The sequence below is a fragment of the Methylobacterium sp. 17Sr1-1 genome, assembly GCF_003173775.1.
Classification (GTDB): Bacteria; Pseudomonadota; Alphaproteobacteria; order Rhizobiales; family Beijerinckiaceae; genus Methylobacterium.
In genome coordinates, this window is sequence record NZ_CP029552.1 from 3992995 (window position 1) to 4012643 (window position 19649).

A 19649-nucleotide genomic window follows, 5' to 3' on the forward strand; every position below is an offset into this window, starting at 1 on the left:
TGGACATGACCCAGCGGCTGGCCGGCAAGGTCGCCCTCGTGACCGGGGCTGCGCGGGGCATCGGCTTCGCCGTCGCGACCGCCTTCGTGCGCGAGGGCGCGAGGGTCGTCGTCGCGGACCTGAACGGGGAGGGCGCGGCGGAGGCCGCCACTCGCTTAGGGAAGGCGGCGATGCCCGTCGCCGTCGACGTCGCCGACCCGGATTCCGTCGCCGCGATGATGGCGGCGATCCTCTCCGCCCACGGCCGCGTCGACATCCTGGTCAACAATGCGGGGATCGGCGCCAACACGCCGTTCCTGGAGACCAGCCTCGCCGAGTGGAACCGCATCATCGGCGTCAACCTGACGGGGGCCTTCATGGTGGCGCAGGCCTGCGCCCGCGAGATGGTGCGGGTCGGCGGCGGCAAGATCGTCAACATCGCCTCGCTGTCGGGCCAGCGCGGCGGCAACGGACGGGCGGCCTACGGCTCGGCCAAGGCGGGGCTCGAATTGCTGACCAAGGTGATGGCGGTGGAGCTCGCAAAGGCCAACATCAACGTCAACAACATCGCGCCGGGCGCGATCGAGACCGAGATCGCCAAGGCCATGCACGACCGGGCGACGCGCGCCGCCTACGCCGCCCGCATCCCGATGACCCGCTACGGCACGCCGGAGGAGATCGCCGATGCCGCAGTGTTCCTGTGCTCGGACGAGGCCCGATACATCCACGGCCACACCCTCAACGTCGACGGCGGCTTTCGCGAGGCCGGGCTGATGTTCGAGCGCGATCCGGGGTGACCGGCGGAAGCGAGGCGGAAAGCGGCGATACGACACCGGGATCACGTCCCGCCGGCTCCGGAGCGCCGCCGCCGGCCGGGCCCGACGGCCCTCGCGGCGTCGCCGCGCTCCTCATTCCTCGGCAGCGGCCTCGGACTTCCGCGGGCGGCCGCGGCGCGCCGGGGCGGCGGGCTCGGCCTGCGCCTTGCGCGCCGCGGCGCGCTCGCGCCGGATCTGGCCGAGGCCGAGGCTCTTGGCGAGTTCGGAGCGCTGGGCCGCATAGGTGGCGGCGACCATCGGGTAGTCGAAGGGCAGGCCGAACTTCTGGCGGTACTCGTCCGGCGTGTAGCCGCGGGTCGTGAGGTGCCGCTTCAGGCTCTTGTACGGCTTGCCGTCGAGGAAGCTCGTGATGTGGTCCGGCGTCACGGATTTCCGGATCTGGGCGGCGGTGACCTTATGATCCTCCTCGGGTTCCGCGGCCGGCTGGCCGAGGCCGACCAGCGTTGCGTGTATCGATGCAATCAGGCCGGGCAGATCTGCCGCACGAACGTTGTTGTTCGAGACGTAGGCGCCGACGATGTCGCTCGTCAGCTCGATCATCGGAGGGGTGAGGGAGGTCGCGTCGTCCATTTTTTCTTCCAAATATCCAACCGCTCCCGTGATGGGCGTCCGCCGGTCCAGGGTCAATCGGCAAGACCGAACAATCGGCGACCAAATTCACCCATCAGGCCGATCTCATGGGGATTAAGCTTGCGAACCACGGATATCGGACGGTCACGCGGAGCCGACATATACAGAAACGCAGTATCGGGACGGTGAGCGGGCGCGCCCGTCGGCGGACCCCGCGCCACCGTCCCGTACGGCTCCGCTCGAACCCGAGGCCCGGAACGGCGTTCGCAGACGGATGCAGTGCGGGAGCAGCAGCCATGGATGTCGGGCGCATGGATGTCGGGCGGAAGTCGAGTCGCCTCGGACGGGTGGTCGAGGTCGGGATTCGCGGGCAGGCCCGCTATGCCCGGATGGCGAGCGGCGAGACGATCTGGTGGGGCTCCGAGGAGGATGTCCCCGACCGGGTCGCCCTGGCGGCGGCATCCTCGGGCGACTCCGTCGAGCGTGCGCGCGCGGGCGGCAGGGTGACGGCCTGATCCGCTGGCGGGCCTTCGTCACCTGCGGGCCGACGAAGGCCCCGCCTTCGACGGGCATGGCGGAGCGCGTCAGGGAGCGCGTCATGTCGGAAGCGCCGAATTGGGTCATGTCGGGGACGGCCCGTGGCGGCGGCCGGTCGTCCGGGGCTCAGCGGTAGAAGAACACCGTCCGGTAGCCCTTCACCGTCACCACCTCGACGTCGATCCCGTAGACCGCGCGCAGGACCCCTGGCGTCACGATCTCCTCCGGCGGCCCCATCGCCACCACCCGGCCGTCGCGCATCGCCACGATGATGTCCGAGTAGCAGGAGGCGAAGTTGATGTCGTGCAGCACCGCCACGATGGTGCGGCCGCGCTCGTCGACCGCCCGGCGCAGCAGGCCCATCATCGACGCGGCGTGGCGCATGTCGAGGTTGTTCAGGGGCTCGTCGAGGAGGATGCAGTCGGTGTCCTGGGCCAGCACCATGGCGATGTAGGCGCGCTGGCGCTGCCCGCCCGAGACCTCGTCGAGGAAGCGGTCGGCGAGGGGCTCGAGGTCGAGGAAGGCGAGCGCGTCGGCGATGTGGGCACGGTCGGCCGTGGTCAGCCGGCCCTTCGAATGCGGGTAACGTCCGAAGGCGACGAGGTCGCGGATCGTCACGCGCGCGGCGACGCCGTGCTCCTGGCGCAGGATGCCGAGGCGGCGCGCCAGGACGTCGCCGGGGGTTGTGCCGACGTCGAGCCCGTCGACGAAGGCGCGGCCGGCGCTCGGCGGCAGGAGCCGGCTGACCATCGAGAGAAAGGTCGACTTGCCGGCGCCGTTCGCCCCGATCACCGAGACGAAGGCGCGCTCGGCTAAGCGCAGCGAGACGCCGTCCACCACCACGGTGTCGCCGTAGCGGCGCGTGAGGTCTCTCGTCTCGATCATTGGGCGCGTCTCGCGAGGAGGACCAGGAGGGTGAGGCCGCCCAGGAACTCGATCACGATCGACAGGGCGGCGTTGAGCGAGAAGACCCGCTCCAGCACGAGCTGGCCGCCGACGAGCGTGATCGCGGCGACCAGCGCGGCGGCCGGCAGCACGACGGCGTGGCGGTAGCTCGGCATCATCCGGTAGGCGAGGTTGGCGACGAGGAGGCCGAGGAAGGTCACCGGCCCGACGAGCGCCGTCGAGACCGACACCAGGATCGCGACGAGGACCAGCACGAGGGTGAGGGTTTTCCGATAGTCGATTCCGAGCGCGACGGCCTCGTCCCGGCCGAGCAGCAGCACGTCGAGCCGGCCCGACAGCCGCCACGCCGCGACCCCGGCCGCGACGAGGCCGAGGGCGGCGAGCATGAGCAGGTCCGGGCGGACGGCGTTGAAGTTGGCGAAGTAGCTCGATTGCAGCACGACGAACTGGTTCGGGTCGAGCAGGCGTTGCAGGAACTGCGACAGGCTGCGGAAGAGCACGCCGCAGACGACGCCGACGAGCAGCAGCCGATGCAGGTTGCCCCCGTTCCGGTTCAGGAGCCAGCGGTAGAGCAGGAGCGCGAACAGCACCATCGCGCCGGTCTCGGCGAGGAAGCGCAGCCGCGGATCACCGAGGCCTCCCGTCCCGGCCGCGACGACGATCCCGGTCTGGATCAGGCGGTAGAGCTCGTCGAAGCCCATGATCGCCGGCGTCAGGATGCGGTTGCCCGATACCGTCTGGAACAGCACGGTCGCGGTGGCGACGGCGCCGGCGACGAGCAGCAGCGAGGCGAGCTTGGTGCCGCGGAACGGCAGCACGAAGCCCCAGCGGCCGTTGGCTCCGACCGTCATGAAGGCGATCGCCAGCCCCAGGGTCGCGAGGGCGAGGAGTGCGAGCACGGATGCCGGGCTCACGCGCCCCTGCGTCAGGGGACTACGCATGGCGGGAATCCCGGCGCAGCAGCAGGACGAGGAAGAGGGCGCTGCCGACGACACCCATCACCGTGCCGACCGGGATCTCGTAGGGGTAGCGGACCACCCGCCCGAGCACGTCGCAGAGGAGGAGCAGCCCGGCGCCCGAGGCCGCGACGAGCGGCAGGGAGCGGCGCAGGTTGTCGCCCGCCGCCATGGCGACGAGGTTCGGCACCACGAGGCCGAGGAACGGGATCGCCCCCACCGTGGCGATCGTCACGGCGGTGATGGTCGCCACGATGGCGACGGCGCCCGCGACGGTGCGGCGGTGGTCGAGCCCCAGATTGATCGCGGCGTCGCGGCCGAGGCCCGCGATGGTGATGCGGTCGGCGAGCCCGTAGGCGACGAGGGTGAGGATGGCCGCGAGCCAGAGCAACTCGTAGCGCCCGCGCAGGACCGTCGAGAAGTCGCCGGCCTGCCAGGTGCCGAGGAATTGCAGCATGTCGGTACGGTAGGCGATGAAGGTCGAGGCCGATCCGACCACGCCCCCCAGCATGATCCCGACGAGCGGCACCGTCAGCCGGTCGCGCAGGGGCATGGCGCGCAGCACCCGCAGGAACAGGATGGTGCCGGCAAGTGCGCTCGCGGTCGCCGCCAGCATCTTCACCATCACCGGTGCATCGGGGGCGAGGAGCGTGACGAGCAGCATGCCGAGCGTCGCCGACTCGGCGGTGCCCGCGGTGGAGGGCTCGACGAAGCGGTTCTGCGCCACGAGCTGCATGATGACCCCCGCCACCGCCATGCCGGCCCCGGCGAGGACCAGCGCGAGGGTGCGCGGCACCCGGCTCGCCAGCAGGATGTCCGGCGCGCCCACGTCGCCGACGCCGACGAGGAGGCTGGCGGCGGCCAGCACCAGGAGCGCGAGGCCCAAGACGAGGCCGACTGGGAGGACGCCGCGGAGGGAGGGCGGGGCCATGCTCAGCGCCGGCCGTCGAGGGCGGCGGCGATCTGGTCGACCGTGGTCTGGAGCGCCCGCAGGCCCCCGGCGGCGAGGTACCAGCTGGCGGCGTCAACGGACACGACCTGCCCTTTGCGCCAGGCGCTCGTCTGTCGCACCAGCTCGTTGTCGAGGAGCTGGCGCGCCGGCTGGCCGCGCACCCCGATCGCCGCGTCCCGGTCGAGCACGAACAGCCAGTCCGGGTCGGTCCTGGCGATGAACTCGAACGCGATCGGCTGGCCGTGGATGCCGGCCCCGAGCTCGGTCGCGGCCGGCCGGAAGCCGAGGGCGCCGTGGATCAGGCCGAAGCGCGAGCCCGGCCCGAAGGCGCTCAGGCGCCCGCCGGTCGAGAGCACGAACAGGGCCGTGCCGGCCTGCGGGGCCCTGGCGTGGATCGACGCGATGCCGACCTGGATCCGGCCGATTCGCGCCTCGGCCTCCGCCTCCTTGCCGAACAGGCGGGCGAGCGAGCGGATGTTGCGCAACTCGCTGCCGAGGGGATCGGCGGGGTCGCTCGAGAGATCGATGGTCGGCGCCATCTTCGCCAGCGCCTCGTAGCGCGGCCCCGAGCGGCCGCCGACGACGACAAGGTCGGGCTCGGCCGCGTTGATCGCCTCGTAATCGGGCTCCCACAGCGTGCCCATCGGGCGGTAGCGCGGCGCGTTGTACTGCGCGAGGGAGGGCGGCTTCGCCCCGGCCGCGACGCCGAAGACCGGGACGCCGAGGGCGTCGAGGGTATCGAGGGCGGCGAGGTCGAACACGACGATTTTTTTGGGCGTGGCCGGCAGGGTGGTCTGGCCGCGGGTGTGCTGCACCACGATCTCGGCGGTCGCGGGGGCGGCGCACAACATGGCGAGCAGGAGAGCCATGAGGTGGCGCCGGGTCGTCTTGAGAGACGGCAAGGTGGGTGTCCTCTGAGGGGCTTGATTGTTGTTTACCATCGAAATCTGATCGCGAGACCGGCGATCGGACGACGATCATGACCCGCTACCCTTTCCCGGACGACTGCAACGAAGTGGAAGGAGATCCGGGATCCAGCGCAAGAAGCCGCGAAGCGCCCGCTTGTCTGCAACGGTTCAGCATAGAGAGCTGCTTCGCGGCGAGTCCTTCTGCTGGATCCCGGATCTCCGTCCGCTGACGCTGCAGTCGTCCGGGAAAGGGTTCAGGCTTGCAAGTCACTGACAGCCCGGTCGGATCAGGACGCGCACCCCTCACCGCACACCCCCCGGCCGCAGCCGCGCCATGCAGTGCACGTCCACGAACGCCCCGTCCCGAAAACTGGCGGCCCGGTGCGTACCCTCGATCTCGAACCCGAACCGCTCGTAGAGCGCGATCGCCCGGAAATTGTCGACGAAGACCGTCATCTCGATCCGGGTGACGTTGAGCCAGTTCTCGGCGGTGTCGATGATCGCCGCCAGCAGCCGCGAGCCGATGCCGCGCCCGGCATAGCCCTCGTTCACGCCGAGCCAGAACTCCGCCGCGTGGGCGCGCCGGCCGTAGAACGGCCGCAGGGCCGCCGCGCCGACCGCGCGGCCGTCCGCCTCCGCCACCAGGTGCAGGTCCCGCGGAGAGCGCGGCGTCGCCCAGGCCTTGACCGCCTCGAACGATTCGTAAGGAAGGGCCAGCGTGCCGGAGCGGAAGGCGGGCTGGTTGTACAGCTCGAAGAGGTCCGGCATGTCGGCCTCGCGCATCGCCCGCACGGTCACGTCCAGGGTCGCCGTCATGCCGGTCACGCCCAGTCGATCCGCAGCGTCTCGCGGAAGGCGAAGCGTTCGAGGTGGCGCACGATCACGGCGTGGAAGTCGGGCAACGTCGCCGGATCGGCGACGGTGAGGTCGATCGTCAGCGCCTCGGCATCGGCGGCGAGCCGGGCTTCGCCCAGGGGCAGGGCGATCCGGGCGGTCGTTGGGTCGAACTCGGTCTCGAACCGGTGCGACCAGTGCTTGGCGAGCTGCTGCAGGTAGCGGCTCGCATGCGCGGTGCCGACGACGGCGCGGGACTGGATCATGGGAGGCATCCTTCCTCGGCGAGGCTGCGATGGTCGGGGAGGCGGGCCGTCCGCCAGGCCCGGTAGGCCTCGGACAGCCGGTGCTTGAGCGCGAACTCGGCCGCGTCGAGCGCGTCGAGGCGGGCCATCACCCCGGCGACCTGCGCCGGGTCGGCCGACCGGGCGAGCTTGAGCACCGCGTAGTGCAGGGCGGTGAGACCGTTCACCAGCGCCTCGATGTCGTCGCAGATCCGCTGGAATTCTGCGTCGGGCCAGGCGAGGGCGCGCCAGAAAAAGGCGAAGCCGTGCTCGTAGGCCCATTTGCGGATGGTGATGACCGGCAGTTCGCGCAACGCCTCGCCGATGGCGGCGAGCGTCAGCCCGCCGCGTCCCTCGGCATGGGCCGCCACGATTGCCCGAACCGCGTCGATCAGCGGGTTGGCGTCGAGGACGAAGCAGGCCTCGAAGAAGGCGTCGAGATCGGCGTCCGCCGGCGGGTGCGCGAGCGAGGGATCGAACCGGTATCCGCCGGCGACGCTGGGCTGGCGGATGGCGTTCAGCATCCGGTCCCGCGCGATTCCGCCCTCCCAGCGGAAGTCGGGATCGCGCACCTGCCAGGTCTCGGGATCGTCGGTAAGGCTCACCAGCAGGTAGTGCGGGAAAGGGTTCTGGTTGAACTTGTTCTCCCGCTCCGGCAGGTGGAACATGTCCAGCATCACCATCACGCATTCCTCCGGGCGCCGCCGCGCCAGCAGGTCGATGAGGGTCGCGACGTTCTCGTCCTTCGACCGGGAAGGGTCGTACCAGGCATGGAGCGGCACGCCGTAGAGCCGCTCGAACCAGTAGCGAAACACCTCGTGGTCCTGGGCATCCGAGTGATAGGCGAGGCGGAATTCGTCGGTGATGGCGAAGTCGGCGTCCCAGATCAGGGCGTAGAACGGACGGTGGTCGATCCCGCGCGCCTTCAGCCCGTCGCAGACGCAGCTGACGAAGCAGTGGATCTTCAGGTCGTAGGCCAGCGCGCCGTGGACGCCCTCGGACGGTGCCGCCGCTACGACCGGGGCCTCCGCCGCGGGTTCGCGCACGAGCAGCCCGGCAAGGTCGGAGACCGTCGCGAGGTCGCTCCGCGCGATCGCCTCCTCGGGGATCGCGAGGCCGAGGCTCATCTCCAGCGAGAGGACGAGCTGCAGCACCTGGACCGAATCGAGATAGAGATCCTCGTTGAGCCGCGCCCGCGGCCCGAAACGGTCGAGATGCGGGTGGTGCATCTCGTCGCGCAGGACCGTGCCGATGGCCGCGACCGCGTCGTCGCGGGTCAGGGTGGAGATCACGACACCGCCTCCAGGGCGCCGCTGCGGTAGCGCTCGGCGGCTTCGCGGCGGGAGATCTTGCCGTTGGCCTGGCGCGGGATGGCGGCGACCTGCAAGGCCTCGACCGGGACCTGATGGCCGGCGAGGAAGCGGCGGCACCAGTCCTGGAGCGCGCGCGGCGGCACCGGCGCCTCGGCGCTGAACAGGAGCGTCACCCGTTCGCCCGCGAAGGGATCGGCCCGGGCGAAGGCCACCGCATCGGTGATGCCCGGCATCGCCATCACCACGTCCTCGACCTCGCCCGGATAGACGTTGAGGCCCGAGACGTTGATCGTGTCGCTCCGGCGGGACACGAAGATCAGCATGCCGTCGGGCAGCCGGTAGCCGAGGTCGCCGGTGCGGACCGTGGCGCCGCCGCTGCCGACCACGATCTCCTCGGGCGCGCCGGCGCTCACGCCCGCCTGGACGCGATGATGCGGCAGGGGATAGCCGATCGCGTCCGCCCGTCGCAGGTCGGGGTTCACCGCGATGCAGCCGGCCTCCGAGCAGCCGTATTGCTGGAAGAGGTGCTCCACCCGGGCCCGGATGGCGGCGAACCAGGGCGCGGGCAAAAGCGTGCCGGACGTCATCGCCGCATGGAGGCGCTCGCCCTCCGGCATCAGCCGCGCGAGCGTGTGCAGCATGGCGGGCGAGGTGTAGAGCAGCGGTCGCTCGGTCTCGCGCAGGCGGCGCAGCAGGTACTTCGGGTTGCCGGTATCGAGCACCAGGGGCGCCCGGCCGCGGCGCAGGCCCACGAGCAGGCCGCAGATCAGCCCGTAGGAATGGGTGATCGGGCAGGCGATGACGGGCGTCATCCCCTCCGGCTCGGCGAAGGCCGCGACGTAGCTCTCGATCTCGCGCTCGACCGCGCTCCAGGGGCGGGCGATGCATTTCGGCTCCCCGGTCGTGCCGGAGCTCATCTGGAGCAGGTGGCCCTCGCCCGGCACCGGGGGCGGGGCGTCGTCGAGGCTCTCGCCGTCGAGATCGTCGAGGAAGACCCGGTGGCAGCCGGCCCGGGCGGCGAGCCGCCGGGCGCCGTCATCCGGCAGGGCCGGATGGATCGGCAGCACGGTCGCGCCGGCCCGGCGGGCGGCCAGGATGAAGGCGAGGCTCGACGCGGTGTCGCGGAACCGCGCGGCGACCCGTTCGCCGCTGCCGGCCCGCAGGCGGGCGCGCTCGGTGACATGCGCGAGCGTCGCCGCCATCTCTTCCGCCGCGAGGATGCGTCCGTCGATCTCGATCATGAGCCTGTCCGCAGGAGGGGGGAGAGAGGAGGGAAGAGGGCATTGGGCGCGAGGTGGCTGCCATGCGCCTCGCCGAGGCCGAGCTTGCGGGCGAGCAGCGCCTCCACCCGCAGGCAGGGCACCGCCACTTCCAGCCGGGCGAGCCGGTCCTCCAGCCCGTGCTCGGCCGCGTGGCGGCGCAGGCACCGGCCGAGCCCGTCCCAGAATCCGGCCTCGTCGAGCCCGTGCCGGCGGGCGAGGAGATGGGTGATCTCGCTCAGGTTGAAGACGAACAGGCTGTCGGTCACCAATTCGGCGAGGGTGGCGGCCGCCCGCATGGCGTGGAAGCGGTCGTCCGGCGGCCCGGCATGAGCCGGGTCGATGGCGCCGAGATCCGGCACCGGGGGCACGTCGCGGAGGAAGTCGGGCGCGTATTCGGCGCTCTCGTGGAAATCACGGCACATCACCCGCTCGGGCCAGCCGTCGCGGTGCACCAGGATCATGTTCTGGCCGTGCGCCTCGAGCGCCACGCCGTGCGCCACCAGGAGGTGCCAGACCGGCAGCACCGCCACCTCGACCAGCCGGTCGAGCCAGGGTGCGAGGCCGTAACGATCGAGCCAGGGCGCCACGAAGGTGCGGCCGTCCGGCTCAAGGGCGCAGAGCGCGTTGAGCGGCAAGGCGGCCTCGCCGGGCGCCAGGACAGGGCTCTCGCGCCAGATCGCCGCCAGCCGGCCGTCCCGGTCGGCGATCATCGCGGCGTACTCGCGCAGGATCGTCATCCCGGAGAGAGACGGGTCGCCGGCGACGATCCGGGCGAGCCAGTCCGAGAGCGCCGGCGCGGTCGGGACGAAGGCGGGATCGAGGATCCGCAGGCTCGACGTGCTGACGACGCTCAGGGACAGCTTTACACTCGGCGCAAGCGGGTCGTCGCACGCGTGGAGCGTGCGCAGGGACTGGCTCGCCCGGTAGCGCGGACCGGCCGTCCCAAGCGCGACGGCCTCGCCCGCCGCCAGCCGGGAGCGCCAGGGTTCTTGTCCCGCGAGGTGGCGCATCTGCCAGGGATGGACCGGGATGATCGCGTGCGAGACCGGGGAATGGCCGGCCGCGCGCAGGCGCTCCACCAGCCCGTCCCAATCCGGCCCGAGTACCGCGCGCCAGAACCCGTCCTCGTCGCCCGGCAGCGAGGCGGTCACCAGGAAGCGGGGCAGGGCGAGCCAGTCGAGGCGGAAGGCGCGCCCGGCTTCCGGCCCGTATGCGGCATGGTCGTCGAGGCCGAAGCCGGTGCGGGCCTTGAAGCAGGGGTGATAGGGGTGGCCCTCCGAGAGGGCGCCGTCGAGCGCCGCGAAGGGCAGGGCGCGGCGCTCCTGCGCCGGCAGGGACTCGGCGTTCCAGCGGCAGAGCGCGACCGTCTGCCGGAGCTCCGCGAGCAGGCGCTCGCGGTGCTCCGGAGGGGCCGGCAGGGCCTCGACCAGGTCCGCGAGCCGGGCCGCCTGCCACCCGCCCTCCGCCGCGACCTCGACCGGCCCGGCGAGGCGGGGGCGGCCGAAGGGGCCGACGTCGCCGGGGGCACGGAAATTCCGCCCACCGAGGCGCCAGTGCAGGGGGCAAGCGCCGGGCGCGACCTCCGCCGGGGTGTCGCTCAGGCCCTCGAACAGGACCGCCTCCGCGAGCTGCCGCAGCACGCGGTCGTCCGGCGGCTCAAGCATGCCGGGACGCCGGAACACGGCCGGACGCGCCCTGCCGTGCCCAATGCCGGAGCGGGTTCGGCATGTCGATATAGGTGCCGGCGCCGTCGGCCGAGGCCAGCTCGTCGCGGTCGGCGAGGCGCACGCGCAGGTTCGCCTTGGTGCAGAGGGTCGGCCCGTCCAGGACCGAGCGGGCGAAGGCCCGGCCCGGACCGGTCATGCGCCGGGCGATCGTCTCCAGCCGGCGGGCGAGGTCGTCGAGGAGCACCTCCTCCCGGACGATCCCGTCATGGCCCATCCGGGCCACCACGGAGAAGACCTGGTTCACCACGAGGTAATAGGCGAGGCGCCGGCGGATCTCGTCGTCGTCGAAGAAGAGCGACGGGATGGTGCCGGTCTCCGGTACCAGGCGCTGGATCCGCGGGCGGGCGTCCTCCGACAGGTAGAAGCCCTGGTTGTCGCGGTAGAAGCCCCGGCGCGGCCAGCCGGCGGCGACGTCGAGGAGCGCGTTCTGCTGGTGGGCCTCCAGGGCGATGCCGTGCCGGTCGTAGAGGGCGACGACCGGTTCCAGCATGCAATCGAGATAGAGGCTGAACCAGGTCCGGCCGGCATGGGCGAGATCCGCCTGGGCGAGGTCCGTGCCGCCGACCCGTCGCAGCAGGGTCGCGAGCCGCGAGGGACGGCCCGGTACCGGCTCGGCGGTCAGCGCCGCGACGGTCGCGACGCCGCGCTCCGCCCCGTCCCGGAACGGGTTTTCGCGATACACCGTCTCGAAGCCGCTCTCGGGGTGGCCGGGCAGGTCCAGCGTCATCCAGGCCGGGTCGGCGACGATCCGGAAGGCGGGATGCTCGGCGCCGCCGCTCCGCGCCAGCAGCCGCGCCACCGCGACCCCGGCCTCCAATTCGGCCTTCCGGTTCACCCGCAGCGAGTTGGTGAGGGTGACGGGCAGCGAGAACTTCGCCATCCAGTCGCTGTCCGGCGCATAGACCGTGCGCAGGGACGAGGTCGCGGTGAAACGCGGGCCGAAGGCGCCGAGCAGCCTCAGGTGGCCCGCCTCCACCAGCGCGGCGACGGCCGGCGTCAGCAGCAGCGCCTCGGCCTGGAGCGGATGCATCGGCAGGGCGATCTCGCCGGGGCGCAGGGGCAGGCGCCCGGCCTCCGCCCCGAGGAGGTCGCGGGCGATCTCCGGAGCGGAGCGGGCCACCGCCGAATCGTGCCGCACCCGGGCGGCGTCGGCGGCGAAGACCGCGAGGCGGAACGTCCCGCCCTCCTCGGGCGCGTAGGCGCGGGCCTGCCAGGGTGTGAGGCCCTGGCGGCTCTTCGGCGTCGGGTGCAGCCAGTGGCCGAAGACGAGCGCGCGCTCGGCCGCGATGAAATCCTCCGTCCCGCCGGGGGCTTGCGCCGCGAGGTCGAGCTGGCGCGCGGTCTCGCGGTAGCTGTCGAGCACCCGCCCGAGCAGCTCCAGTTCGCGCGCGCGCGCCTTGGTCCCGCCGGCCTCGTCGCAGCGCGCATAGGCCTCGCCGAGCAGGTCCTGCAGCGCCCGCATCGGTGCGACCGGGCGCCAGCGCGGCTCGTGAAGGTGGCGGGTCCACAGCCGGCCGAAGCCTTGAGCGCCGCAGAGCGAGGGCGCGACGATCTCGGCCCGGATCGCGACGCGCTGGTCGCGCAGCTGCCACTCGACGCATGAGGCGGGCGGCCCGTCGGGCAGCGCATGGCGCACCGGGATGCCGGGATCGATCTCGCGCAGGTAGCCGTTGGCGAAGCTGCGGAACGCCGCCGCCTCGGCGACGGCTTCAGACGGTTGCGGCATGTCGACCAAGCCTCGCTCCGGCCTCCGGTTGGGGAATTTCGGTGTGTGCAGGGGCGCCGATGCCCGGCGGAGCCGGATCGCCCGCTCGGATGCACCGGATCGCTTCGGGTCCGGGTCTATCGCTCGCACGACAGGCAAGAGTCAAGAAAATATGCCGATATTCCGTGCATAGATGCACAGATTTGAACTATTATGAAAACAAAAAAACTCGAAACGGCGGCCGTCACTCCGGATGTCGCAGATCGAATGCTGAGCGGCGCGCAGGCGTCATCGTGCAGGGAGGGGGGAAGGACCGCCTCCGGGTCGTTCCCCCCTGCCGTCTTACTCAGAAATCCACTGTCGCCGAGACGATGACCGTGCGCGGCGCCCCCACCGCCAGGAAGCCGCGGGCGGCCGAGGCCCAGTAGGAATTGTCGAACACGTTCTCGACGATGGCCCGCACCGTCACGGGCTTCCCGGAGGCGCCCTCGAAGGTGTAGCGCAGGCCGGCATCGAAGCGCGTCCAGTCGGGTACCCGCTGCGTGTTGGCCTGGTTGTAGAACTGGCCGCTGGTGTAGATGGCCCGCCCCGTCAGCGTCAGGCCGGGGGCGAGCCACGGCGGCAGGTCGACCTCGCCGTAGAGGTTGAACGCCACGTCGGGGACGCCGGGGGCGACGTTGCCGTTGAATTGGCGGTTCGCGATGTTGACGAGCCGCCCGTCGAGGAAGGTGACCCCCCGAGCAGCCGCACCCCCGGGAGCGGCTCACCGAACACCGAGAGTTCGGCGCCGCGGTTGCGCTGCAGGCCGCTGACCGAGAAGCGCCGCGTGGCAGGGTCGGTGAAGGCGTTCGGCTGCTCGATCTCGAACAGCGACGCCGTGACCGCGAACGTACCGAAATCGTACTTGGCGCCGATCTCCTGCTGCCGGCTGACCGCGGGCGGGAAGACCTCGTTGGCGTTGATCGCCGCGACCGGTGCGGTCGCCGTCGGCTCCAGCGCCTCGATGTAGTTGCCGTAGAACGACAGGTTGTCGTTCGGGCGGAACACCGCCGCGATGGCGGGGCTGAACCGGCCGCGCTGGTAGTTCGAGGACAGGTTGCCCAGGCTCGGGCCCAGGGTGGTGTTGTAGCTCTGCTGATCGATCTCCTGGAACCGGCCGCCCAGGGTCAGGAGGAAGCGGTCCTCGCCGAGCGACAGGGTGTCGGCGATGCCGACGCTGCGGGCGCTCAATTCCGTGAACAGCGGCCGGTTGTCGGAGCGCGGCAGCAGCCGGGTGTTCACTGAGCCGCGCGCCAGGTGGATCGGATCGTAGATGTTGGTCTGGAAGGGGGCCGGCAGGGCCGGCTGGACGAAGCCGCCGCGGTAGTTCCGGTTGTTTGCCTCGACCGCCGAGACGGTCAGGTAGTGGCCGAGCATGCCGGTCTGGAACTTCGTGCGCAGGCCGACTTCGCCGGTGAGCCCCTGGATCTCCTGCGGCTGGATCGAGAGGGTGTTGGTCGCCTGGCCGGTCAGGCTCGTCACCTGGTAGAACGAGGTGAGGAAGTCCTCGTTGTAGCGGCTCACGCCGCCGGCCGCGTAGATCGTCGTGTCGGGCAGAATGTCGTACTCGACCCGGCCCGCGGCCATGTTCTGGCGGGTGTCGATGTATTCGAGCGAGCTCGACGTGTTGAGGCGGTTGTTCGGCGCCCGCGGGATCGGGATGTTCGGGGAGACCGAGTTGAAGAGCGAGGTCGGCGCCGTGATGTTCTGGCTGTTGTGGACGAGGTCGAGCGAGGCGCGCAGGCGCTCGCCGCGGTAATCGAGGCCTAGCGTCGCGACGCCGACCTCGATGGCGTTCTTGTCCAGCGGCGTGCTGCCGTTGCGATAGGAGAGGTTGGTGCGCACGCCCCACTCCTTCGACGGGCCGAAGCGGCGGCCGAGATCGGCGTGGGTCCAGACCTGCGAATCGCTGAGATACGTGGTGGTGAGACGCGTCAGCGGCTCGTCGTAGGCCCGCTTGGGAATCAGGTTGATCGTGCCGCCGACGCGGCCGGTGCCGCCGTTGAGGAAGGCGGACGGACCTTTCAGAATCTCGACCCGCTCCACGCCCTCGGTGAACACCCGCCGCGGATTGGCGAGGTAGAACAGGCCGTCGAAGCCCACGTCGAGGTTCACGACCGAGAAGCCGCGGATGAAGAACGAATCGCGCTCGCTGAACGGCGGCGCGTCGTTGCGCACCGAGGAATCGTTCAGAACCACGTCGGCGAGCGAGCGCGACTGCTGGTCCTGGATCAGCTTCTCGGTGTAGCCGGTGACGTTGAACGGCGTCGTCAGCACCGAGCGGTTGCCGAGAAGGCCGACCCGGGCGCCGGTGGCGACCTGGCCGCCGGCGAAGGGGGGCAGGGGCTGCCCCACCGTCCCGGTCGGCGGCGGCAGGCCCCGCCCCCCGTCGCCGGCGGCCGCGGGCCCGCCCGCCGGGCGGCCCTCGACGACGATCTCGTCGAGCCGCACCGTCTCCTCGGGCTTTCCCCCGAGCTGGGCGTAGCGCGGATTGACCAGGGTGAGGGTGGACGGGCTCACCCGTCGATAGCTCAGGCCCGTTCCATCGAGGAGCCGGCCCAGCGCCTCGAGCGGCTGGAACGTGCCCTCGAGGCCGGTCGTCGTCAGGGCCTGGGTCAGGTCGGTCCCGTAGACGAGCTTGACCTTGGCCTGCTCGGTGAAGCGGACGAGGGCCGGTTCGAGCGGTCCGTTCGGGATCGACAGGGCGACGGCGTCGTCGGCCCGAGCCGCCGCTGTTGCCATCACCAGCACCGACGCGCCGGCGAGCGCCATCCCGGCCAACCGTCCGCACTGAACCCTACGCTTGCGCGCCACCATGTCCGACCACCCCGTCCGTCTGCGCGAAGGGGGGCGGCGTGTTCGCGCGCTCTCGTCCCTTCATGGGCTTGAGATCAACGGGGCGGCGATCTCCTGACGTCGGATCGTGCATTTTCCGGAAAAAATTTTTCAGACGGGCGAGCCGACAAGGACCAGGAGCGGCGTGAGCCGGGTCACGCGCAGGGACAGGCCGGCAGCGAGGGCGTCGAGGGCCTCGTCGGTGTCGCGCAGGTCGAAGGCGCCGGTGACGCGCCGCTCGCCGGCCTGGCGGTCGAGCAGGACGATGCGCCCGCGGCGGTAGCGCCCGAGTTCCGCCAGCACGTCGGACAGGCGCTCGCCGGAGACGGTCAGGCGCCCGTCGCGCCACGCCATCGCGCGGGCGACGTCCGCCTTTGCCACGTCCACGTTGGCGCCGCCGGCCGCCGGGCCCTCGCGAAACGCCTCGCCGGCCGACACCGCGACGTGCCGGCCTGCCGCCGCGACATCGACCCGGCCCTCGGCGACGCCGACCGGCTGCGCGGCGCCGTCGACGCGGACGTAGAACACCGTGCCGACCGCCCGGACGCTGATGCCACCCCCCTCGACGACGAAGGGCCGGGCGGGATCGCGGGCGACGTCGAACACCGCCTCGCCGCGCAGGAGCGACACCCGGCGCTCGGTGCCGGAGAAATGCAGGGCGAGGGCGGTGCCGGTATTGAGGTCGACGCGGCTCCCGTCGGGCAGGGTCGCGTGGGCGATGTCGCCGATTCCGCTCCACAGGTCGGAGCGCAGCCAGTCGGCGAGCCCGGCCTGGAAGGCCAGGGCTCCTCCCAGCACGAGAATCGCGGCAAGGCCGGCAGGACCTTTCTGGCTCCGGCGGACGGAAGCCCGCTCCGGCAGGTGACCGAGCTGGCGCCACAGCGCATCCATCTCGGCAAAGGCCGCCGCGTGGACCGGATCGGCCGCGAGCCAGGCGTCGAACGCGGCGCGGTCCGCTTCGGTCGCGTCGGAGGAGGCGAGGCGCACGACCCAGCCGGCCGCCGCCTCGTCGATCGGATCCTCCTCGTCCGGATGATGCGCACCGGTCCCGTCGTCGATGGCCAAGGCCGGCTCCCTCGCGGGGCCCGCCGATCCCGGACGATCCGGGGATGCGAGCCTCGATCCCTTATGATCGACGGGGCGCCGGAATCCTGACGTGTTCTTTAGAAAAGATCGCCGCAGCGGCGGCGGCAATGCAGGAGCGCCTTGATCAGGTGCTTCTCGACCATGTTCCGGCTGACGCCGAGCCGCGCCGCCACCTCGCCGTTCGGCAGCCCTTCGATGCGCGCGAGGAGGAACGCCTCCCGGCAGCGCGGCGGCAATTCGTCGATGGCGGCAGCGAGCCGCCGAAGATCCTGGCGGGCCATCGCCTGCTGCTCCGGGAGAGCGTGGCCGTCGGCCAGGCTGGTCCAGTCCTCGTCGCTGACCGGCTGGAAGATCCGGCCCTCCAACCGCTGCCGGTTGCGCATCCGGCGCGCCACGTTGCTGGCGATCTGGAACAGGAAGGCGGAGGGCTGCTCGATGTTGGTCCGGGTGAGCGCCGCGAGCATCAGGAGGTAGGTTTCCTGATGGGCGTCAGCCGCGTCGGCCGGATTGCCGAGCCGGCGCGTCAGGAATCGCCGCAGCCTCGCACCGTCGCCCCGATGCAGCGCATCGATCGAGACCGCCTGCATGCCCCAACTCCGAACTTATCTAAACTGGACCTTGATCAATCAATCATCTTGAATACGATCGCACAAGCGCTTGTCGTAGGGTGAGATCTTCATCGTATTACGTCCAGTTCTAAACTGCGGGAGGTGACTCGGCGCAAGCCGTTGTGTTTCTGCCGGAAATGTTCGGCAACGAAGCCCGCCCCGCCGGGCGGCCGGACGAAGACCGGCGCGGGAAAATCCTCGGCCTGGTGCAGGAATGCCACGATCGGCCTGGCCGTGACGGGAACACGCCGCGCCGGCGGCGCCTTGTCCCTCGCGGTACGAGAAGGGAGACGGCATCATGCGGGATCACGGCGCCTCGTTCGGAATCGGGTTCGTCGCGGGCCTGCGCAGCATGACGGCCTGCGCCGCACTGACGGTCGCTTCCGCCGAGGGGCGGACCCGGGGCACCATCATCCCGTCCGGGCCCGCCGCACGGAGCCTCGCCGTCGCGGCGGCGCTCGCCGAGATCGCCGGCGACAAGATGCCGTTCGCGCCCGACCGGCGGATCCCGCCGTCCTTCGCGCTGCGGCTCGTCATCGGGGCCGTCGGCGGCTGGGCGCTGGCCGGGCGGCGCGCCGCGCCGGAGGCCGGTGCGCTGGCGGGCCTCGCCGGCGCGGCGGCCGGCACGCTCCTCGGCCGCGCCGCGCGCGGGCCGGATTCCCGCCATGCGGCCGGTCGCGCCTACGGTTTCGCCGAGGATGCGGCGGCGGTCGCGCTCGCGGCGGCCGTGGTGGCATCGGCCGAGCGACGGGAGGGTGCTTGAGGAACAGTGTTCACCGCGCCGCCGCCCCGGCGCGCCCGGCCTCCCGCACCGCCGCGATCCGCAGCGGCTCCTTGCGGCCGCGCACCGGGCGCAGGCCGAGATCCGCCGCCCGGAGATCGCCGGGCAGGGTGCCCAAGCGGTCCAGAAGATCGCCCGAGACGATGACCGGCACGTCGAGTTCCTTCGCCAGCCCTTCGAGCCGGCTCGTCGTGTTCAGCGCGTCGCCGAAATAGGCGATCTTGCGCCGCTCCAGGCCGATCTCCGCGGTCACCACCGGGCCGCAATGCAGGGCGGCGCGGAAGGCCGGCACTGCGCCGAACCGCGCGACCCAGCTCTCCCTGTCGGCCTCGATCGTGCGGACGAAGTCGAACACGCAGCGCAGGCAGGCCGCGTCCCGCGTGCCCCTGTCCATCGACCAGCTCACCAGGGCCATGTCGCCGACGTAATCGTCGATCGAGCCGCGGGCGCGGTGCACCGGCAGGGCCAGAGCCGCGAAGATCGCCCCGAGCCAGCTCTGGGCCGCGAGGTCGCCGTGCTCCTCGGCGAAGCGCGTCGAGCCCGCGACGTCGAGGAACAGGAAGATGCGCTCCTCGGTGATCGGGCGGTGGTAGCGGCCGACGAGCAGGCTCGCGAAGACGCGCGGTCCCATCAGGTCGCGGACGCGGAACACGAAGGTGGCGAGCGCCGAGATCCCGAGCGCGTAGGCGAAGCCCGTCTCCGTCATCATCATCGCGCTGCGGGCATCGGTCATGACGCCGAAGCCGCGGTGGAGGACCGTGCCGGCGACGGCGTTGCCCAGCACGATCATCGCGACGTAGGTCGCCAGCGTCGCGACGGCGAAGAGCGGGGTCGCGGCCCGGCGCGTCAGCGCGCGCCAGCGCCGGAGCATCAGGCCGCGCTCGTAGAGCATCAGGGGCGCGCCGATGAAGACGCCCCGGACCACCGCGACGAACGGCTCGACGCCGAAGGCCAGGCCGTAGAGCAGGCCGGCGAGCGCCCCGATGGCCGGCGCCACGAACCAGAACCGGGCCCGGAGCGGAGGCACGGCCGCGCCTTGCGGCACAGGGCGGGCCGGGGCCTCGGCGGGCGCAACGGGTGACGACATCGGGGCTCCTCGCTCGCGCCTCGCCGGCGAGAAATAGCAGGTCTCGCGCCCCGCCTCCTCCCGCTCACCGCGTAGTGCGGATCACATCGCCGTGCACGCCCCGGCCATGCAGTCCTCGCGCACCTCCCACCCGGTACGGGGTGGAAAGGGGGACGACCACGCCCTATATGGGGCTCATGGCAGACAGCACTTCCACTCCCTACACCATCGAAATCTCCCCCATCACGAAGCCCGCCGGGCAGTTCCAGTGGGCCATCCGCCGGAACGGCAAGCTGGTCGAGCGCTCTGACCGCCCGCATCCGACGGAAGCCAAGGCCGAGGCCAGCGCGCTCGCCGCGGTGGAGCGCAGCATGCACTCCGCGGGCAGCGGGCGCTGGTAAGCGCCGGCACCACGTCACGTCTCAATCGGACGTCGAAAACGGGCGAGGCCGCACGGGCCTCGCC

At 71.5% G+C, this 19649-nt stretch carries 20 protein-coding genes; 4 read left to right on the plus strand and 16 right to left on the minus strand.

The window, feature by feature from the left end; all coding sequences use genetic code 11:
- Positions 1-5: 5 nt before the first annotated feature.
- A complete protein-coding gene (locus DK412_RS17975; RefSeq protein WP_109973063.1) occupies positions 6-776 on the plus strand; it encodes a 3-oxoacyl-ACP reductase family protein in 771 nt (256 codons plus the stop codon).
- Positions 777-887: 111 nt separating this feature from the next.
- Here the strand turns inward: DK412_RS17975 and DK412_RS17980 are convergent, their stop codons facing one another.
- Positions 888-1385 carry a MucR family transcriptional regulator gene (locus DK412_RS17980; RefSeq protein WP_109973064.1) on the minus strand — a complete coding sequence of 166 codons (498 nt, stop codon included), beginning with the start codon at positions 1383-1385 and terminating at the stop codon, positions 888-890.
- 296 nt (positions 1386-1681) lie between these two features.
- Between DK412_RS17980 and DK412_RS17985 the strand changes: the two genes are divergently transcribed.
- Positions 1682-1900, plus strand: coding sequence for a hypothetical protein (locus tag DK412_RS17985; protein WP_245447047.1), 219 nt, complete (start codon positions 1682-1684; stop codon positions 1898-1900).
- A gap of 148 nt (positions 1901-2048) precedes the next feature.
- Here DK412_RS17985 and DK412_RS17990 read toward each other — a convergent pair whose 3' ends face one another.
- The 14 genes from DK412_RS17990 to DK412_RS18045 form a co-directional block, all read right to left on the minus strand.
- Positions 2049-2807, minus strand: coding sequence for an ATP-binding cassette domain-containing protein (locus DK412_RS17990; protein ID WP_109973065.1), 759 nt, complete (start codon positions 2805-2807; stop codon positions 2049-2051).
- Positions 2804-3769, minus strand: coding sequence for an iron chelate uptake ABC transporter family permease subunit (locus tag DK412_RS17995; protein ID WP_109973066.1), 966 nt, complete (start codon positions 3767-3769; stop codon positions 2804-2806). The genes DK412_RS17990 and DK412_RS17995 overlap by 4 nt, the downstream gene beginning before the upstream one ends.
- Positions 3762-4715 carry an iron chelate uptake ABC transporter family permease subunit gene (locus tag DK412_RS18000; protein ID WP_109973067.1) on the minus strand — a complete coding sequence of 318 codons (954 nt, stop codon included), beginning with the start codon at positions 4713-4715 and terminating at the stop codon, positions 3762-3764. Before DK412_RS18000 ends, DK412_RS17995 begins: the two co-directional genes overlap by 8 nt.
- Before the next feature lie 2 nt (positions 4716-4717).
- A complete protein-coding gene (locus tag DK412_RS18005; RefSeq protein WP_245447049.1) occupies positions 4718-5638 on the minus strand; it encodes a siderophore ABC transporter substrate-binding protein in 921 nt (306 codons plus the stop codon).
- A gap of 309 nt (positions 5639-5947) precedes the next feature.
- Positions 5948-6460 carry a GNAT family N-acetyltransferase gene (locus DK412_RS18010; RefSeq protein WP_204165617.1) on the minus strand — a complete coding sequence of 171 codons (513 nt, stop codon included), beginning with the start codon at positions 6458-6460 and terminating at the stop codon, positions 5948-5950.
- A gap of 5 nt (positions 6461-6465) precedes the next feature.
- The gene (locus tag DK412_RS18015; RefSeq protein WP_109973068.1) at positions 6466-6744 is read right to left on the minus strand and encodes a DUF2218 domain-containing protein; all 279 of its coding nucleotides are present in this window, start codon (positions 6742-6744) and stop codon (positions 6466-6468) included.
- Positions 6741-8042: a DUF6005 family protein gene (locus DK412_RS18020; protein ID WP_109975351.1), complete on the minus strand. Its 1302-nt coding sequence runs from the start codon at positions 8040-8042 to the stop codon at positions 6741-6743. Before DK412_RS18020 ends, DK412_RS18015 begins: the two co-directional genes overlap by 4 nt.
- Positions 8043-8050: 8 nt before the next feature.
- On the minus strand, positions 8051-9316 hold the full coding sequence (locus tag DK412_RS31050; RefSeq protein ID WP_245447051.1) for an AMP-binding protein: 1266 nt from the start codon (positions 9314-9316) through the stop codon (positions 8051-8053).
- Positions 9313-11001 carry an IucA/IucC family protein gene (locus DK412_RS31055; RefSeq protein ID WP_245447053.1) on the minus strand — a complete coding sequence of 563 codons (1689 nt, stop codon included), beginning with the start codon at positions 10999-11001 and terminating at the stop codon, positions 9313-9315. The genes DK412_RS31050 and DK412_RS31055 overlap by 4 nt, the downstream gene beginning before the upstream one ends.
- Complete coding sequence (locus DK412_RS18030) at positions 10994-12790, minus strand: IucA/IucC family protein (RefSeq protein WP_109975352.1); 1797 nt, start codon at positions 12788-12790, stop codon at positions 10994-10996. Before DK412_RS18030 ends, DK412_RS31055 begins: the two co-directional genes overlap by 8 nt.
- 325 nt (positions 12791-13115) lie before the next feature.
- The gene (locus tag DK412_RS31060; protein ID WP_348629404.1) at positions 13116-13472 is read right to left on the minus strand and encodes a TonB-dependent receptor; all 357 of its coding nucleotides are present in this window, start codon (positions 13470-13472) and stop codon (positions 13116-13118) included.
- Positions 13367-15580, minus strand: coding sequence for a TonB-dependent receptor (locus tag DK412_RS18035; RefSeq protein ID WP_245447057.1), 2214 nt, complete (start codon positions 15578-15580; stop codon positions 13367-13369). The genes DK412_RS31060 and DK412_RS18035 overlap by 106 nt, the downstream gene beginning before the upstream one ends.
- A 174-nt stretch (positions 15581-15754) precedes the next feature.
- Positions 15755-16708, minus strand: coding sequence for a FecR family protein (locus DK412_RS18040; protein ID WP_109973069.1), 954 nt, complete (start codon positions 16706-16708; stop codon positions 15755-15757).
- A gap of 98 nt (positions 16709-16806) precedes the next feature.
- Positions 16807-17316, minus strand: a complete 510-nt coding sequence (locus DK412_RS18045) for a sigma-70 family RNA polymerase sigma factor (protein WP_109973070.1) — start codon at positions 17314-17316, stop codon at positions 16807-16809.
- A 319-nt stretch (positions 17317-17635) separates the two neighbouring features.
- Between DK412_RS18045 and DK412_RS18050 the strand changes: the two genes are divergently transcribed.
- Positions 17636-18100, plus strand: coding sequence for a hypothetical protein (locus DK412_RS18050; RefSeq protein ID WP_109973071.1), 465 nt, complete (start codon positions 17636-17638; stop codon positions 18098-18100).
- Between the two features lie 10 nt (positions 18101-18110).
- Here the strand turns inward: DK412_RS18050 and DK412_RS18055 are convergent, their stop codons facing one another.
- On the minus strand, positions 18111-19205 hold the full coding sequence (locus tag DK412_RS18055; protein ID WP_109973072.1) for an adenylate/guanylate cyclase domain-containing protein: 1095 nt from the start codon (positions 19203-19205) through the stop codon (positions 18111-18113).
- Between the two features lie 176 nt (positions 19206-19381).
- Here DK412_RS18055 and DK412_RS18060 point away from each other — a divergent pair, with 176 nt between their 5' ends.
- Complete coding sequence (locus DK412_RS18060; protein WP_093570838.1) at positions 19382-19585, plus strand: hypothetical protein; 204 nt, start codon at positions 19382-19384, stop codon at positions 19583-19585.
- The last annotated feature ends 64 nt before the right edge of the window (positions 19586-19649 follow it).

Excerpts from the sequence above, each read along its gene's own strand:
- DK412_RS17975 (WP_109973063.1), top strand. The coding sequence starts at position 6 with ATGACCCAGCGGCTGGCCGGCAAGGTCGCCCTCGTGACCGGGGCTGCG.
- DK412_RS17980 (WP_109973064.1), bottom strand. The coding sequence starts at position 1,385 with ATGGACGACGCGACCTCCCTCACCCCTCCGATGATCGAGCTGACGAGC.
- DK412_RS17985 (WP_245447047.1), top strand. The coding sequence starts at position 1,682 with ATGGATGTCGGGCGCATGGATGTCGGGCGGAAGTCGAGTCGCCTCGGA.
- DK412_RS17990 (WP_109973065.1), bottom strand. The coding sequence starts at position 2,807 with ATGATCGAGACGAGAGACCTCACGCGCCGCTACGGCGACACCGTGGTG.
- DK412_RS17995 (WP_109973066.1), bottom strand. The coding sequence starts at position 3,769 with ATGCGTAGTCCCCTGACGCAGGGGCGCGTGAGCCCGGCATCCGTGCTC.
- DK412_RS18000 (WP_109973067.1), bottom strand. The coding sequence starts at position 4,715 with ATGGCCCCGCCCTCCCTCCGCGGCGTCCTCCCAGTCGGCCTCGTCTTG.
- DK412_RS18010 (WP_204165617.1), bottom strand. The coding sequence starts at position 6,460 with ATGACGGCGACCCTGGACGTGACCGTGCGGGCGATGCGCGAGGCCGAC.
- DK412_RS18015 (WP_109973068.1), bottom strand. The coding sequence starts at position 6,744 with ATGATCCAGTCCCGCGCCGTCGTCGGCACCGCGCATGCGAGCCGCTAC.
- DK412_RS31050 (WP_245447051.1), bottom strand. The coding sequence starts at position 9,316 with ATGATCGAGATCGACGGACGCATCCTCGCGGCGGAAGAGATGGCGGCG.
- DK412_RS31055 (WP_245447053.1), bottom strand. The coding sequence starts at position 11,001 with ATGCTTGAGCCGCCGGACGACCGCGTGCTGCGGCAGCTCGCGGAGGCG.
- DK412_RS18030 (WP_109975352.1), bottom strand. The coding sequence starts at position 12,790 with ATGCCGCAACCGTCTGAAGCCGTCGCCGAGGCGGCGGCGTTCCGCAGC.
- DK412_RS18035 (WP_245447057.1), bottom strand. The coding sequence starts at position 15,580 with ATGGCGCTCGCCGGCGCGTCGGTGCTGGTGATGGCAACAGCGGCGGCT.
- DK412_RS18045 (WP_109973070.1), bottom strand. The coding sequence starts at position 17,316 with ATGCAGGCGGTCTCGATCGATGCGCTGCATCGGGGCGACGGTGCGAGG.
- DK412_RS18050 (WP_109973071.1), top strand. The coding sequence starts at position 17,636 with ATGCGGGATCACGGCGCCTCGTTCGGAATCGGGTTCGTCGCGGGCCTG.
- DK412_RS18055 (WP_109973072.1), bottom strand. The coding sequence starts at position 19,205 with ATGTCGTCACCCGTTGCGCCCGCCGAGGCCCCGGCCCGCCCTGTGCCG.
- DK412_RS18060 (WP_093570838.1), top strand. The coding sequence starts at position 19,382 with ATGGCAGACAGCACTTCCACTCCCTACACCATCGAAATCTCCCCCATC.